The sequence below is a fragment of the Magnetospirillum sp. 15-1 genome, from assembly GCF_900184795.1.
In the GTDB taxonomy this organism is placed as follows: Bacteria; Pseudomonadota; Alphaproteobacteria; order Rhodospirillales; family Magnetospirillaceae; genus Phaeospirillum.
In genome coordinates this window covers 430,791-446,432 of sequence record NZ_FXXN01000026.1, presented here as the reverse complement: position 1 = coordinate 446,432, position 15,642 = coordinate 430,791, and the positions used below count along the sequence as shown (strand labels likewise).

Genomic DNA, 15,642 nt, shown 5'->3' with positions numbered 1-15,642 from the left:
AAGGTCAATACGTCACCCGTACACCGCCGAAGAAGGCGAGCGGTTGGCCCTGGGTCGGCGGGGTGCCGGTGTTGCTGGCGCTCAGTCCCGTCGCATAGTACTTCACATTGAACAGGTTCTGGGCGTTGGCGAACAGGTCCAGGTGCTCGTTGACCTTATAGGTGCCTCCCAGGTCGACGGTGCTGCCCGGCGAGTTGAAGGTGGTGTGGAGGGTGTCGTCGGGATAACGGGTCCAGCTCTTGAAGGTTGTCGTCACCTTCAGGTCGGTGATGGCCTCCCAGGTCGCCCCGGCCTGGAACATCAGGGGGATGACGCCGCCGATCTGCACGCCGGTGGGGACATAGGAATTGGCGGTGGCCCCCCCCAGCTTCTGGGCCAGCCTGGCGTTGCTGGTGACGGCCGAGATGTTGCGGGTCAGGCCGGAATTGAAGGTCAGGGTCGGTGCCGCCCGCCATTCGCCGAGCACTTCCCAGCCTTTGAACGTGGCATTTCCCGAATTGTAGTACTTGGTGATCTTGGTCAGTCCGGTCACGCCGGCGGGCGAGAAGGCGGCGCAGCTAGCCGAGCTACTGCAGACCTGGGCCTTATCCATGAAGTTGGAGATCTGATTGTAGAAACCGGTCGCCGAGACGGTGACGTCGCGCCCGGCCCATTCGACGCCGATCTCGCGGCCGAAATTGGTTTCGGGCGCCAGTTCGGGGTTGGCGGCGGAATAGCTGGAGCTTGATCCGTAGCTGCGGAACATCTGGTTCATGCCCGGTGCCGAGAAATTCTCGTACACGGCGCCCTTGACCGAGAACTCCCGGGTCACGTTGACCTTCACGCCGAGCCGGGGATCGAAATGGTTATAAAGGCCATAGGAATGGGCCGGCCGCCCGGCGAACTGGTAGTCGAAGGCCCGCCAGAAATCCTGGCGCAGACCCAGCGTCATGATGACCGGGGCGATTTCCGGCCGCCACGTCGCCTGGGAGAAGATGCCCGAGAACTGCTGTTGGGCGCGCAGCGGCGTATTGCCGGTGATGGCCCCGGCGCTGCTGTAGTTCACCGTGTTGTCGGTTCCCCACATATTGCGGCCGTCGACGCCGACCATCACGTCGGTGACGGTATCGCTGAGATCCTTCTTCCAGACGGTGGAGCCGCCCAGGTCGTAATAGGGGTTCTTGTCGGTGGACGAGTTGTAGGTCCTGACGTTGGCGCCGGGGTTAGTATAGTTGTAGGTCGGCGTCGACGAGGCGTTCTGGGTCTTCATCAGGTAGCGGCCGTACCAGGCGTTGATGTCCAGCACGCTGCCGTCGTCGAAGCTGGTCTTGCCGCCGGCCTTGAACTCGAAACTCTGTTGCGCGTTCTTCGCCACGTCCCAGACCTGATTGAACTCGTGCATGTCATGGGCCGCCATCTTCAGGTAATAGCGGTCTTTCTTTGACGGAGTCAGGATCAGGGAGATCTCGGCATCGTCGGAATAGGATTCCGTCGCCGTCGAATGAGCGTTGCGGTAGTTCTTCGGCGTCAGGTTATAGCCGTCGCTCGACATCCGCCCGGCGGTCAGACCCACTTTGAACAATCCGTCGGAATAAGGGGTGATGGCGGTATTGACGCGGTAGGTGTTGTCGCTGCCATAGCCGAAGGACAGGCGTTTCTCGTCCGGTTCCGGGTCGCGGGTCACGATGTTGATGACGCCGCCCATGGCCATGTTGCCCCACAGGGTGGCGCCGCCGCCGCCGCGGATGATCTCGACGGACTCGATGGTTTCCTTCGGCACCTTGTCCCAATTGACGTAGCGGTAGAACGGATCGTTGATCGGGATGCCGTCGACCATCACCAGGGTTCGCTGGGCTCCGGCCCCGCCAAGGCCTCTCATCTGCACCGACTTGCCGGTGGGATGGGTCTGATTGGACGGAACCGTGGAGATCACCACGCCGGGGACCTTGTTCAGCACCTGATCGATATTGTTTTGCGGCGCCTGGGTCACGGCCTCGCGGCTTATGACCGTGGCGCTGATGTCCATGTCCTCGAGCTTCGAGCCGCGAGTGGCGTTGACCATGATCGTGTCGATCATTCCGCCGTCTTGCGGGGGCGGGCTGGTTTCTTCCGCGGCGAGGGTCTGGGAACCGGTGATCAGGGCAAGAATGGCGACGGTGGCGTGCAGGCGTGCGCGCCGGGACGAATTGGCAGACATGATTGATCCTCGGAAAGCCGTTCGCGGTGTGCGGGACAAATGCCACCACCTGCGAAAATCCGAGGCGGTGGGCTCAGACGGTGCGAGGATGGATGGGGGGAGCCCGAGAACGGGCGAGGCCGGAGCGCGAAAGCTCGGGGACCTGATCGGCCGAAGCCGGGATAATGGTCGAGGCCGAGGCCAGCCGCTCGACACCGAAGAAATCGGCGCCGGTGTCGGCCGGATCGCCGGCCATGGGCAGGCAGAAGATGCAGTGCTTGACCTGCGCCGCCGGTCCCGGAGCTTCGTCTGCCGCCGGGTCGTTTCCCGGATCGTGGCAGAGCGAGGATTGCAGGTCGGCGTGAAGCGCCGCCTCGCCGGCCAGGGCGGCGATTCCACCCAGATCGAGCAGCGGTACGGTAAGTTGCAGGGCGAATGCCAAAAGCAACAGCCGCGCGATACCGGACCCTCCGGCCCGTATCCTTCGCAACCATCCGCCTCGACGCAAGACGCCGCCGCTCATGAACCTCGCCGCTCCAAATGAATATCAAGACGACGCTACGGGTGTAGGCTCGACCTTTTCCAAAGTCAACGAAGATTCACTTTGGATATAGGGGGCGTGGCTGCCGAATAGCCCGCAGGTTCTAATATTCGCCGATTATAATTGACCAAGGTCAATCCGGGCTTCTTGGGCGTGTCCGTGCCCGCCGGCGGCGCGGGGGACCGGCTTCGTTACACCTACTCACAACTTCTTTCGCTTCGTGCCTGGCCCTGTGGATCAAGGAGTTCCATCATGGAATGGAAGAATTCCAACGGTCGGTATCCGGGGCAGGACATGAACGGTTCACTCATCGAGATCATTGGTGGCGCCATCGCCGCTGCTCGGCGGCTGGGCCTGGATTGCGCCGAGGAGCGCGACGCGGCACGGGCGGTGCTGATGGCGCGCGATTCCAGCCTGACCCCGGGTGTCGCCCGTATTCTGGTGGACCAGCTCTATTCCCAGGCGGCGCAAGACTGCGCCGCCTGATCAGGAGAGCCGATGGTGATTGGACAATCCTATCGTTGCATCGCCATGCTGTCCGAGGCCCGCCGGCTCTATGACGAGGGCAAGTATGGCGAATGCCTGCGCATCGTCGACAGCATCCGTTCGTGCAGCACCCAGTGCGGCGAGTCGTCGGCATGCGCCATGGCGCTCCGCCTGGCGGGGCCGATGATCGGCGAATTGTATCCGGCCGAGTGAGGGGGGCGGCCGGTGCCGCCGTCCCGCCCGCCGCGGCTCAGCCCTTGGCCTGATAATAGAGGTTCTGCACGTGGCTGCCGGCCGCGAAGAACACCCAGCGCTCGGCCAGCAGGCCCACATACTGGCAGAGGAAGGCCATAACCGGCATCCCGGCCAGCAGCAGCCCCACCGGCGCCACGAAACCCACCGCCAGGAAGAACACCGACAGCCCCTTGACCGTCTCCGTGCCGCCGGGGGCGACGAACTCGACGGTGTTGAAGGAACTGCCCATGAAGCCCTGGGTGATTTGGCGGATCTGGGTGTGGTGCATGCCGATGGCGCTTTTCAGGCAGGAACGCGGCTTGCCCGTGATGTTCAGCCATAGCTGCCAGGCGCGGGCCGCCAGGGCCAGCAGGGTGAGGAACACGGCGCCGCCGGTCATGAAGCCGGACAAAGGGCTGTTCCGGACCTGGGCATAGGCGGCGGCCAGGGTGAAGCCCGAGGCGAGCCCCATCAGCAGGTAGTTGATCACCGTCCAGCCCGAGGCCCACTGGCGGATGAACCGCACGCAGGCATAGATCATCCCGGTGCAGACGAACAGCGCCAGCGAGGCCAGACTGACCAGCAGGCCCAGCGCCATGGGCAGGTCGACGGCGGCGCCGTTCCCCAGGCGGACCAGCACCGGGGCCCAGCCGAAGGCGTGGATGACGGCGTAGAGGAAGGCGAGCGCGCAGAGCACGGGGATCAGGATCACTTCCCGCGACAGCCACGAGGTGCGCCAGCGCGTCGCCGCCCGCCAGCCGCGCTGGGGATTGGCCAGATGGAACACCGAGGCCACCAGCCCCAGGCAGAGCAGCAGCAGCGCCAGGGCGCCGCCCAGGGCGTAAAAGCCGCCGCTTTCACCGCCGGCATACATCTGCCCGATGGTCAGCGCGATCAGCAGGCCCTGGGCCGCGCCGATCAGGGTGGTGAGGAAGATCACGGAAAATGCGGGTTTCATGATACGCGGCTCCTGGCGATGGGGCTCACGACTCTGCGAACCTGTTCGTCATGGCCGGGCTTGACCCGGCTATCCACGTGGTGCCGGGGCTGTTGCGACGGAGGGGCGGAGCGGCGTGGATACCCGGAACAGGTCCGGGCATGACGGCGATAGGACGATTGTTTCATCACTCTGTCTCCCCCTTACCAGCTCGAAACGCCGTCGATGGTCGGCGTGGTGAAGGCGGGACGGGGTTTCTCGCCCTCGGCCTTCAGCGGGTTGTCGACGCGCACCAGTTCGTCCGGATGGAGCGTGGTAACGGTCTTGCGCCGGGGCAGATAGTGGTTGGCCGGTCTGGTGCCCCATTCCGGCATCAGTTGGAAGCCGCCGTTGTCGCGGATGGCCTTGGCCGCCTCGGAATTGGGGTCGTTGACGTCGCCGAAGATGCGGGCGCCGGCCGGACAGGCCAGGACGCAGGCCGGCTTGCGCCGATCCTCCTCGATGGTCTTGTCGTAGATGCGGTCGACGCACAGCGTGCACTTCTTCATGACGCCCTGGACGGGATCGAACTCGCGGGCGCCGTAGGGGCACGACCACGAGCAGTACTTGCAGCCGATGCACTTGTCGTAATCCACCAGGACAATGCCGTCCTCTTCCCGCTTGTAGCTGGCGCCCGTCGGACAGACCGGCACGCAGGGCGGCTCCTCGCAATGGAGGCAGGATTTGGGGAAGTGGATGGTCTCGGTGTTGGGGAAGGTGCCGCATTCATAGGTCTGGACGCGGTTGAAGAACACGCCGTTCGGATCGGCGCCGTAGGGATTGACGTCGGTCAGCGGACCGGCCCAGCCCGAGGTGTTCCATTCCTTGCACGACGTCACGCAGGCATGGCAGCCGACGCAGACGTTGAGGTCGATGACCAGGGCCAACTGTTTCTTGCTCATGTCACTTCCTCCCGGCCAGGAAGGCGCGGACCTTCGACTTGAAGCCGATGGTCTGGCCGGGCAGCGGTTCCATGGGTTTGAACTGGGGCCAGCTTTCCCCTTCCTCGCCCGGCTGGCAGGCGGTGACGCGGACCTTCAGGTCGTACCATGCCGCCTGGCCGGTCACCGGGTCGGAGTTGGAGACATGCCTGTCGCCCACCATGTTGGGCAGTTCCTCGGAAATCAGGTGGTTGAGCAGGAAGCCCTTTCTCGACTCGTCGGCGTCGGGGTCCAGGCCCCAGGCGCCCGAGGCCTTGCCGATGGCGTTCCAGGTCCACACCGTGCCGGGTTCCACCGCCTCGGTGAAGCGGGCCTGACACTTGATCCTGCCCCACGGGCTTTCCACCCACACCCAGTCGGCATCGCCGAAATTGCCCCGCGCCCCCACCTTGGGGTGCATGAACAGCACGTTGCTGGTGTGGATCTGGCGCAGCCAGGCGTTCTGGGAATCCCAGGAATGGTACATGGCCATGGGCCGCTGGGTCAGCGCCGACAGTGGATAGGCATGCCCGTCCGAGCACCGCCACTCCAGCGGCGTGTAATAGAAGGGCAGCGGGTCGAAGAAGGTCTTCACCCTTTCCCTCAGGTGGTCGGGGGGCTGCTTGCCCTTCCACTTGCCTTCGCCGGCCAGCCGGAATTTCTGCATCACCTCGGAATAGATGTGCGGCATGATCGGGTCGGTGAAGCGCACCAGACGATGGCGGTAGGCCCAGTCCAGGTAGCCCTTGTTCCAGTTGCGCATGTACTGGAAGCTGGGCGGCAGTTCGTAGTGGAAGTGGTTGTTGTTGCGCGCGTACTGGTCCCACTGGTTGGGGTTGGGCTCGCCCACCAGGAACTTCTCGCCCGCTCTTCCGCGCCAGCCCGACAGAAAGCCGATGCCCGAACCCGGCTCGGTCTCGAAATTGACGATGAAGTCGGGATAGTCGCGGAACTTGCGGCTGCCGTCCTTGTTGGTGAAGCCGGGCAGCTTGAGGCGTGTCGCCAGCTCGATGATCACCTCCTGGAACGGCTTGGAATCCCCCATGGGCGGCAGGATCGGCACGCGCACCGAATCCACCGGTCCGTCGAATTCCGAGATGGGCCGGTCCAGGATGCTCATCACATCATGGCGTTCCAGATAGGTGGTGTCGGGCAGCACCAGATCGGCGAAGGCCACCGTCTCGGACTGGAAGGCGTCGCAGACCACCAGGAAGGGGATCTTATAGGCGCCCGACTCGTCCTTGTCGGTGAGCATCTTCCTCACCCCGGACGTGTTCATGGTGGAGTTCCACGCCATGTTGGCCATGAACAGCAGCAGCGTGTCGATGGGGTAGGGATCGCCGCGCCAGGCATTGGTGATGGCGTTGTGCATCATGCCGTGGACCGACAGCGGGTATTCCCAGGAAAAGCCCTTGTCCAGGCGGATGGGCTCGCCGTCGGCATCCACCGACAGGTCGTCGGGATCGGCCGGCCAGCCCAGCGGCGTACCGGTCAAGGGCTCGCCCGCCCGGACGGCCTGGGGACCCTTGGGCGGCTTGGGGCAGGGTGGAATGGGGCGCGGGAAGGGCGCCCGGTGCCTGAACCCGCCCGGCCGGTCGATGGTGCCCAGCAGCGTCATCAGGATGGCCAGCGCCCGGGTGGTGTGAAAGCCGTTGGAGTGCGCCGCCAGCCCGCGCATGGCGTGGAAGGCCACCGGATTGCCGGTGATCTTGTCGTGTTCGGTGCCCCAGCAATCGGTCCAGGCGATGGGCAGCTCGATGGTCTGGTCGCGCGCCGTGACGCCCATCTCGTGGGCCAGGCGGCGGATGGTGGCGGCGGGAATGCCGGTGATGCCCTCGGCCCATTCCGGCGTGTAGTCCTTGACCCGCTCCTTCAGCAATTGCATCGACGGCTTGACCGGGGTGCCGTCGGCCAGGGTGTAGGAGCCGAACAGGCGGCCTTCCGTCCCCTTGGCCCGCGCGATCACCGGCTTGTTGGAGTCGCGGTCCCACCACATCTTGTCCGGCGTCTCGAAGGTGTCGGGCCGCACCGGCACCGAGCCCTCGCGCACGAACAGGCCGAAGGTGTCGCTGTCGGCGTCCTGGTTCACCAACTCGGCGGCGTTGGTGTAGCGGATCAGGAAGTCGCGGTCGAACAGCCCCAGTTCCATGATCTCGCGCACCAGGGCCAGCAGCAGGGCGCCGTCGGTGCCCGGACGGATGGGCACCCATTCGTCGGCGATGGCAGCATAGCCGGTACGTACCGGATTGATGGCGATGAAGCGCCCGCCGCCGCGCTTGAAGGCGGCCAGATCGCGTTTCATGGGGTTGGAATGATGATCCTCGGCGGTGCCGATCATGATGAACAGCTTGGCCCGCTCCAGATCAGGGCCGCCGAATTCCCAGAAGCTGCCGCCCATGGTGTAGATCATGCCGGCGGCCATGTTGACCGAGCAGAATCCGCCATGGGCGGCGTAATTGGGGGTGCCGAACTTGGCGGCGAACAGGCCGGTCAGGGCCTGCATCTGGTCGCGGCCGGTGAACAGGGCGAACTTCTTGGGATCGGTGGCCCGCAGGTGTCCCAGGCGCTCGGCCAGCGTCGAGAACGCCTCTTCCCACGAGATGGGCTCGAAAACGCCGGCACCGCGCTCGGTCCCTTCCTTGCGCTTCAACGGCTTGGTCAGGCGGGCGGGCGAGTACTGCTTCATGATGCCCGAGGCACCCTTGGCGCACATGATGCCCTTGTTGAGGGGGTGGTCGGGATTCCCCTCGATGTAACGGACCTCGCCGTCGCGCAGGTGCACGCGGATGCCGCAGCGGCAGGCGCACATGTAGCACGTGGTGGTCTTGACTTCCGATCGTCCGAGATCGGAATCCGGAATGGATGCGGGATCCCTCATGCCGGCTTGCTCCCCCCTGTTTATTGTCCTTAGCCTCAAAAGGGCTTTTAGGACACTCTACTTTAGGGGGCTCTAATAAGGCAATCGCGAAAGGGCTCGGGTTCAGCCGTGCCATGAGGTGCCGCGCCAGGCAGCACCCGGCCTTATAGCGTGATGCCCAAAATGTGCATCACGCTATAGGCCTTATCATTGTCCCTCGCTGGGCGAGCGCATCCGCGCCCTCAACGGGCGCTGGAGCGGCGCGCTTCCGGTGGGACGACGCAAACCGTGGCGGAGAAAGGCCCTTAGGGCTTTTCCGTCAGCAGGGTCTCGCACAGTTCGTTGAGGCGGCGGGGCGAGATTTCCGAGATGCGCAGGTCGCGGAGCGCGGCCAACTCCGAGGGGCCGACCCCCTTCTTGGCGGCGGCCATGGTGTCCAGCCCCTGGACATGCTGGGACAGGCGGTTGAACTTGGCGATCTGGCGGCTGGCGGCCAGCACGTCCTCGATACCAACCTGCGCCGGGCCGATGGTGTCACCAAAGGCCCGCTTCAAACTTTTCCGCCAGTCGTCCATGATTTGCACTCTCCCATCCCGAAGGCGGGATCATACCTTCGGGCTAGGGGAGAGTCTTGTAATAAGTAGTAATAAAAGGCCCCTGCTATTGGGCCTATCCGCGCACTGACCGAAGGAAGCCCTCGGCCTCGGTCTTGAGGTCGGAGACTGCCTCGGTCAGGGTCTTGGCGCTCCAGATCACCCGCACCGCGCCGGCGCACGAACGGGCCGACGAACGCGACAGGGTCGAGACGCTGGACGACACCTCGCCGGCCTGGGTGGCGACCTCGTCGATATTGCTGGCGATGTGGCGGGTGGTGGATTCCTGCTGCTGCACGGCGCCGGCAATGGCGGTGGAGATGTTGTCGATGGTGCGGATGGTCTCCACCACCCCCTCGATGGAGGCGGTCATCTCGCGGGTGGAGTTCTGCACCGCCGTCACCTGGTTGGAAATCTCCTCGGTGGCCTTGGCGGTCTGGTTGGCGAGATTCTTGACCTCGTTGGCGACCACGGCGAAGCCCTTGCCCGCCTCGCCGGCCCGCGCCGCCTCGATGGTGGCGTTGAGCGCGAGAAGGTTGGTCTGCGCCGCGATGTCGTTGATCAACTGCACGACGTTGCCGATGGCCTGGACCGAATCCGACAGGCCGGTCATCTGGCTGGCGGTGGTGTTGACGTTCGCCACCGCCTGCTGGGCGATGCGGCTGGACTCGCCCACCTGCTGGGCGATCTCGTTGATGGACAGCGCCAACTGACGGGTGGCCTCGGACACCGTGGCGGCGCGTTCGGTGGTGATGTTGGCCGCCTCGCTGACGTCGAGCGAGCGCGAGCCGCTCTGGCCCGAGCGGGTGGCCATGGCGTGGGCGGTCTTCTGGATGCCGGCGGTGGAGACCTCCACCTCGGCCACCTTGGCCTTGACCGTGGCTTCGAAGTGGTCGGCCATCTCGCGCATGCTGCTGGCCCGCTCCTCGGCGGCGCGCAGGCGCTCCTGCTCCTGGGCGGAGCGCAGGTGCTCGGCCTCCAGCATGTGCTCCTTGAACACCTGGACGGTGCGGGCCATGTCGCCCATCTCGTCCTTGCGGTTGATGGCCTCGATCTCCACCGAGGTATCGCCGTCGGCCAGGCGTCCCATCAGGTCGGTCATGCGGCCGATGGGCCGGGTGATGACCCTGGTCAGAATCCAGCGCACGCCGAACACCGACACCAGGGTGGCGATGCCGCCGAAGGCGACCAGCCCCATCAGGATGTTGTTGAGCTCGGCCTTCTCGGCGGCGGTGGACAGCGACGAGGACAGCACGGCGATGACCTCGCCGTCGTTCATTCCCATGCCGCCGTGACAGGAATGACAGACCTCGTCCTTGGCCCCGTCGGTGACACCCAGCACGATGGGCATGGCGTAGCGGTAGGATTCCCCCACCAGACGGCCGACCGGCTTGCCGGTGGCCAGGGCTTCGCGGTCGATGTCGTCCTGGGCGGTCTTGGGGGCGCGGTCGGGCTCGACGTCCTTCATGTGGGCGGCGACCTTGGGGCCCCACACGCTCCACACCTTGCCCGCGTAATGGATGTTGCGGGAGTCGAACCACTTGTTGAAGACCTTGATGCCGATATTGTCGCCGTCCTCGGGGCGGGTGGCCATGACGTTGACGATCAGCGCGTGCAGCGAGGTCATTTCGTTGACGGAGAGTTCGTGCAGCTTGCGCTCGAGGGCGCGTTCCTCGAACCGGGCCATGAAGATGACGATCACTGCGGCCATGACGATGACGCCCAGGCCGACAACGATCATGAATCGCTGGCGCAGTCTCAGATTCTGCCAGACACCGTCGGACATGCGAACTTCCCCCATCGCGTCTTCCGCCTGATGATCGGCCGCCTTCCCCGGGCGGCCGGAATCAGCGCTTGATCTCGAAGGTCTTGTGGGCCTCGGTCAGTTCCAGCATGCGGAACACGTTGTCGCGCGGGTTGACCAGGCTGATGGAGGAACCGCCCTCGGCAAGATCCTCGCGGGCGATATAGAGCAGGCCAAGCCCCACCGAGTCGATATGGCTAAGGCCAGACATCTCAAAGGTTACCTTGCGGTTCTTGAAGCTGCTCAATTGAGAGAGCAGGGACTGGAAATCCTCGTTGGCGGCGAAATTCAGCTGTCCCTCAAGCGACACGTGGACACTGGTTCCCTCGTCCTTGACACGAAACTGCATACTACCGTCCTCCTCGTCTCGACACCTGATTTCGCCCGTCGCCGCCCTTTCCTCCATGGCGTCACGGGCGTGCCGCTCTGTCGAGTATTAGGGTGAAAGCCTTACCTCCGGGGCCGGGGAGATTGCAAGAGGCGAGTATCTCGATCAGGCGAAAAAAGTCGTTGTGTAACGTAACGTTTTCTACCGACAGAACGTCATCACCAGGGTGCGCCCTCCGTCCTCTCCGTGGAGGGAATGGGTCGCCTTGCGGATCAGGGACAGGCCCCGGCCGTTCTTGGCGGTGGCCTTGGCGGTGTGGGCCAGCTTTTCGTTCAGGTCGAAGCCGCCGCCCTGGTCGGAAACCGCCACGCAGACGAAATCGGAGCCCCGGGCCTGGACGTTGATCTCGATGCGCCGGCTGGCCAGGGCGGGGTCGGCCATGCGGGCATGCATGAGCTTCTGGAACTGGACGAAGCCTTCGGTCGTGGTCCTGAGGTGATTGGGAATGCTGAGATTACCGTGGATGACGGCGTTGGAGAGCGCCTCGGCCAGGGAAATCTCCATCAGGTCGGCGGTGTCTTGCGAGATACCGCCGAAATTGGCGCGGATGGCCTGGGCCACCAGTTCCAGCGTCTCGAGGCGGTAGACGGTGGCGGTCTGCAGCGACAGCGTCATGCCGCCGCCCCGTACCGTCTCGAAACAGCGCAGCCCGATGCCCAGCACCCCTTCGGCCCCCAGTTCCATGAAGCCGCAATAGGGGGCGGCCAGACCGGTCCGGACGGATTCCGTCGTTCCCACCCCGCTCAGGATGGCGGCGGGAGGCGGGGCGAGGTGATCGCCGCCGTCGCACAGGTCGATGCCAAGGGCCCGGCACTGGGCGGCCAGATCCTCGGAGGGCGGGGCGTCCACCATCAGGCAGGGGCGCCGGTCGACGGCATGGCCGCCGCGGGGTTGGGGGCTCATCACCGTGGCCATGCTCATGCCTCCCCCTTCAGCCGCCGGATACAGACGGCGGTCAGGTCGTCCTCGAAGGGCATCCGGACCTGACGGCAGACTTCGTCCAGCAGGTGGTCGACCCGCAATTCTCCGTGGCGGCGCAGCAAGTCCTGGATGGCGTCGCCCAGTCCGGCCTCGCCGAACAGGGTCTCGCCCTCCACCGGCGAATCGGTGATGGCGTCGGAATACATGAACAGGGCCGCGCCGGGCGGAAAGGGTTCGCGATACTCGCGATACTCGGGCGACTTGGACAGTCCGAGCGGAATGCCCCTGGCGTCCAGGAAGCGGTAATCCTCGCCCCGCATGATCACCGGGGCGGGGGCGCCCGCCGATGCCCACTCGATCTCGCCGGCATCCACGTCGATGGTGCACAGGAACATGGTGGCGAACTGTCCCCGGCCTAACAGGCCTTTCAGCGCGCCGCTCAGGGTGGTCAGCATCTCGCCCGGCTGGCGCCGGGGGTCCCAATGGTCGGAGATCAGGGCGTGCAGGCGAAAGACGTTCAGGGCCGCGCCGATGCCATGCCCGGTAAAGTCGAAGCAATAGAAGCTCATGCGCGAGCCGCCGCAATCCAGGCAGCCCCACAGGTCGCCGCCGATGCCCGACGACGGCTCGAAGAAGGATTCCACTTCGATACCCAGGGTGCCCAACCGCTCGTCCAGACGCTCCGGGCGCGGCAGCAGATCGAACTGCATGGCGCGGGCGGCATTGACCTCGTCGACCAGATGGCGCTGCTGCTCGGCGATGCGCTCCAGCAGGGCCTGACGTTCCAACTGGCCGGCCATGCGGGTGATGGCGTAGCGGATGGCGCGGCCCACCGTCCGTTCGGGGTCGTCGCTCTTGATCAGATAGTCCTGGGCGCCGGCTTCCAGCGCATAGGAGGCGAAGCGCGGATCGTCCATGCCGGTCATGATGACGATGGGCGTGCGGGACGCCGCCTCCTGCATGCGCGAAACGGTGGCGATCCCGGTGGAATCGGGCAGGCTCAGGTCCAGCAGAACCACATCCACCGGGTGGCCCCCGTTGATGTGGTCGATGGCGGCGGCCAGGGTCCCCACGTGCTTGACCATGAAGACCGGGGCGCTGGACATGCGCAGCGCGTATTCCACCAGGCGGGCATCGCCCGGTTCGTCCTCGACCAGCAGGACGTGCAGGGTGTCCTTGACCACGCGGGCTCCGCCGATTCCCGCCGTATTCGCCGTTTCCCCGCCTTCAGGGTCGGTGCGCCAGCCACCGGTGCGGCTGGGCAAGCGAATCAGTCGGCCTCCCCTGTTCGCCATATTCATCTTCTCGCTCCGATATGCCTGGCGTCGGTATAACTACTACAGACTAACGTCTAGGTGTGTCCCTGATTCATGCGTCTTGTCAATGGGTCGTGAACCAGACCGCAAGTATTCGTAACATACCGTGGATCCGTGGCATCGCGGTACGGCTCAGTTGGGGCCGGGGTCGCCGGTATAGATTGGGGCGCCGTCGGTCAGGTGCAGGTCGCGCTCGCTGACGAAACAGGACTTCTCGCCCATGCTCCGCCCGCCCAGGGGCTCGACCACCGCCTGAACCATGCAGTGCTGGCCGCAGACCTCGGCGCAGACCTGCGTCATGTTTCCCCACGCCTCGCCGGCCCCCAGCTTGACGTAGCCCTCCATGGCGGCGACATCTTTCGCCGAGTAGCGGTCGCCCAGGGCCTTGCGATAATCGGCGATCATCTTCTCGGGGCCGATATCCGAGCAGCCGCAATTGGCGACCAACCCCATGAAGCGGCCCATGCGGGCGTAGTGGGCCGGCTGGTCCGGCGGCGCCACGCAGGCGGCGAGCAGACACAACAACAGTGCGGTGGCGAGGTATCTCATGGCCGTTCTCCTGGTTGGCCGGGGGATAAGGTGATTGTCATCATCCCTGGTGCCTTGTCCAGGCAACTTGGCTATCATGCCGCCATGAAGCAAGTGCATGGCGGGCGCGTTGCCGAAACCGGCGGGCGCGGGGAAGGGGGCGGAATTCAATCGATGTCCATGATGACCGGATCGTCTGATCCCCGGCGATGAACCAGCGCAAATCCATCCTCGTCCTGATCGCCCTGATCCAGGCGTCGGCGGTCCTGGCCCTGTGGGGGCTGGGCCTGCCCGTCTGGGCGCTGGCGGCATCCGGGCTGGCGGCGGCGGCGACCCTGTGGCTGGCGGCCCGCTGCGGCCGGGCCGAGGCCGCCGAGACCGAGCGCCTGCGGATCGAGAGCCGGGCCCTGCGCCAGGAGCGCGACCGCCTGAGCCTGCTGTCCGAGGTGGTCAAGGAGAGTTCCGAGCGCTATCGCGAATATTCCGAGGCGGCCGCCGACTGGTTCTGGGAAAGCGACGCCGAGCAGCGTTTCACCTTTTTCTCCTCGTCGTTCGAGACGGTGATGAACGTCTCGTCCGACGAACTGATGGGCAAGCGCTCGTGGGACATCGTCAGCGAGCGCATGGAGATCGATTCCGACCAGTGGCAGGCCCATATCGCCGACCTGACCGCCCAGCGGCCGTTCCGCGACTTCAAGTACTGGCTGGAGGACGGCACCGGCCGGGCCCGCTGGATCAAGGTCAACGGCCTGCCGCGCTTCGACGAGAACGGGGTGTTCATCGGCTATCGCGGCACCGGCAGCGACATCACTGCCGCCGTGGAGAACGCCCACCGCATGCACATGCTCAACCGCGCGGTCGAGCAGAGCCCGGTCTCCATCGTCATCACCGACCTCAAGGCCGACATCCAGTACGTCAACGGCAGCTTCCTCAAGGTCACCGGCTATTCCATGGACGAGGTGATCGGCCGCAATCCCCGCATCCTCAAATCCGACAGGACCCCGCCCGAGGTCTATGACGCCATGTGGGCGGCGCTGTCCATGGGCGAGAAGTGGGAAGGCGAACTGGCCAACCGCCGCAAGAACGGCGAACTCTATTGGGAAATGGCCACCATCCAGCCCATTCAGAACATCGAAGGGGTGATCACCAACTATCTGGCCATCAAGACCGACGTCACCGAGCAGAAGCAGGCCGCCGCCAAGCTGGCCGAACTGGTGGAGGAATTGCGCCGCTCCAACGAGGAGCTGGAGCAGTTCGCCTATGTGGCCTCCCACGATCTGCGCCAGCCGCTGCGCATGATCAGCGCCTATCTCGGCCTGCTGGAAAAGAAGCTGGGAGCCAGCTTCGACCAGGATTCCCGCGACTTCTTCGGCTTTGCCCTCGACGGCGCCAAGCGCCTGGACCGCATGATCGTCGATCTGCTGGAATACTCGCGCATCGGCCGTATTTCCACCCCCATGGCGCCGGTCGATCTGGGGCAGGTGGTGGCCGACAGCATCCGCCACCTGGAGGTGGCCGCCGCCGAAAGCGGCGCCGGGATCGTGGTGCCCGAGACCCTGCCGACCATCTCGGGCGACGCCAACGAGCTGCTGCGTCTGTTCCAGAACCTGATCGCCAATGCCATCAAGTACATGCCGGAAGGGCGCCAGCCGCACATCGAGGTGATCTGCCGCGACGGGGGCGGCGAATGGGTGCTGGGGGTCAGGGACAACGGCATCGGCATTCCCGCCGAGGAGTTGAAGCGGGTGTTCGGCATCTTCCAGCGTCTGGTCGCCCGCGAGCAGTACGAGGGCACCGGCATCGGTCTGGCGGTGTGCCGCAAGATCGCCGAGCACCACGGCGGGCGTATCTGGGTCGAGTCCGAACTGGGCACCGGCAGCACCTTCCTGATCGCCCTTCCCAAGACCTGACGTCTCTTTTCCA

14 protein-coding genes are annotated in these 15,642 nt (G+C 65.0%); 3 read left to right on the top strand and 11 right to left on the bottom strand.

Features of this window, described 5'->3' with window-relative positions; genetic code table 11:
- Positions 1-4: 4 nt before the first annotated feature.
- Entirely contained in the window at positions 5-2,176 is a 2,172-nt protein-coding gene (locus tag CP958_RS17575; RefSeq protein WP_096703498.1) for a TonB-dependent receptor, read from the bottom strand.
- A gap of 73 nt (positions 2,177-2,249) precedes the next feature.
- Positions 2,250-2,603: a hypothetical protein gene (locus CP958_RS17570; RefSeq protein WP_242442961.1), complete on the bottom strand. Its 354-nt coding sequence runs from the start codon at positions 2,601-2,603 to the stop codon at positions 2,250-2,252.
- A 387-nt stretch (positions 2,604-2,990) separates the two neighbouring features.
- Here CP958_RS17570 and CP958_RS17565 point away from each other — a divergent pair, with 387 nt between their 5' ends.
- A complete protein-coding gene (locus CP958_RS17565) occupies positions 2,991-3,182 on the top strand; it encodes a hypothetical protein (protein WP_096703624.1) in 192 nt (63 codons plus the stop codon).
- Between the two features lie 12 nt (positions 3,183-3,194).
- The gene (locus tag CP958_RS17560) at positions 3,195-3,395 is read left to right on the top strand and encodes a hypothetical protein (RefSeq protein WP_096703496.1); all 201 of its coding nucleotides are present in this window, start codon (positions 3,195-3,197) and stop codon (positions 3,393-3,395) included.
- Between the two features lie 37 nt (positions 3,396-3,432).
- On the opposite strand, the gene CP958_RS17555 is transcribed toward CP958_RS17560, so the two are convergent.
- The 9 genes from CP958_RS17555 to CP958_RS17515 all read right to left on the bottom strand — a co-directional run bounded on the left by CP958_RS17555 (position 3,433) and on the right by CP958_RS17515 (position 13,740).
- Positions 3,433-4,374 carry a DmsC/YnfH family molybdoenzyme membrane anchor subunit gene (locus CP958_RS17555; RefSeq protein ID WP_096703495.1) on the bottom strand — a complete coding sequence of 314 codons (942 nt, stop codon included), beginning with the start codon at positions 4,372-4,374 and terminating at the stop codon, positions 3,433-3,435.
- A 182-nt stretch (positions 4,375-4,556) separates the two neighbouring features.
- Positions 4,557-5,294: a 4Fe-4S dicluster domain-containing protein gene (locus CP958_RS17550; protein WP_096703494.1), complete on the bottom strand. Its 738-nt coding sequence runs from the start codon at positions 5,292-5,294 to the stop codon at positions 4,557-4,559.
- 1 nt (position 5,295) lies between these two features.
- Positions 5,296-8,190 carry a molybdopterin oxidoreductase family protein gene (locus CP958_RS17545; RefSeq protein WP_096703493.1) on the bottom strand — a complete coding sequence of 965 codons (2,895 nt, stop codon included), beginning with the start codon at positions 8,188-8,190 and terminating at the stop codon, positions 5,296-5,298.
- A 284-nt stretch (positions 8,191-8,474) separates the two neighbouring features.
- On the bottom strand, positions 8,475-8,744 hold the full coding sequence (locus CP958_RS17540) for a hypothetical protein (RefSeq protein WP_096703492.1): 270 nt from the start codon (positions 8,742-8,744) through the stop codon (positions 8,475-8,477).
- A gap of 94 nt (positions 8,745-8,838) precedes the next feature.
- Positions 8,839-10,548 (bottom strand): HAMP domain-containing methyl-accepting chemotaxis protein, encoded by a 1,710-nt coding sequence (locus tag CP958_RS17535; protein ID WP_096703491.1) that lies wholly within the window; start codon positions 10,546-10,548, stop codon positions 8,839-8,841.
- A gap of 61 nt (positions 10,549-10,609) precedes the next feature.
- Complete coding sequence (locus CP958_RS17530) at positions 10,610-10,915, bottom strand: STAS domain-containing protein (RefSeq protein ID WP_096703490.1); 306 nt, start codon at positions 10,913-10,915, stop codon at positions 10,610-10,612.
- 180 nt (positions 10,916-11,095) lie between these two features.
- Positions 11,096-11,875 (bottom strand): ATP-binding protein, encoded by a 780-nt coding sequence (locus tag CP958_RS17525; protein ID WP_242442960.1) that lies wholly within the window; start codon positions 11,873-11,875, stop codon positions 11,096-11,098.
- The gene (locus CP958_RS17520; RefSeq protein ID WP_242442959.1) at positions 11,872-13,140 is read right to left on the bottom strand and encodes a SpoIIE family protein phosphatase; all 1,269 of its coding nucleotides are present in this window, start codon (positions 13,138-13,140) and stop codon (positions 11,872-11,874) included. Before CP958_RS17520 ends, CP958_RS17525 begins: the two co-directional genes overlap by 4 nt.
- A gap of 183 nt (positions 13,141-13,323) precedes the next feature.
- The gene (locus tag CP958_RS17515; protein WP_096703487.1) at positions 13,324-13,740 is read right to left on the bottom strand and encodes a hypothetical protein; all 417 of its coding nucleotides are present in this window, start codon (positions 13,738-13,740) and stop codon (positions 13,324-13,326) included.
- A 188-nt stretch (positions 13,741-13,928) separates the two neighbouring features.
- Between CP958_RS17515 and CP958_RS17510 the strand changes: the two genes are divergently transcribed.
- Positions 13,929-15,629, top strand: a complete 1,701-nt coding sequence (locus CP958_RS17510; RefSeq protein WP_096703486.1) for a PAS domain-containing sensor histidine kinase — start codon at positions 13,929-13,931, stop codon at positions 15,627-15,629.
- The last annotated feature ends 13 nt before the right edge of the window (positions 15,630-15,642 follow it).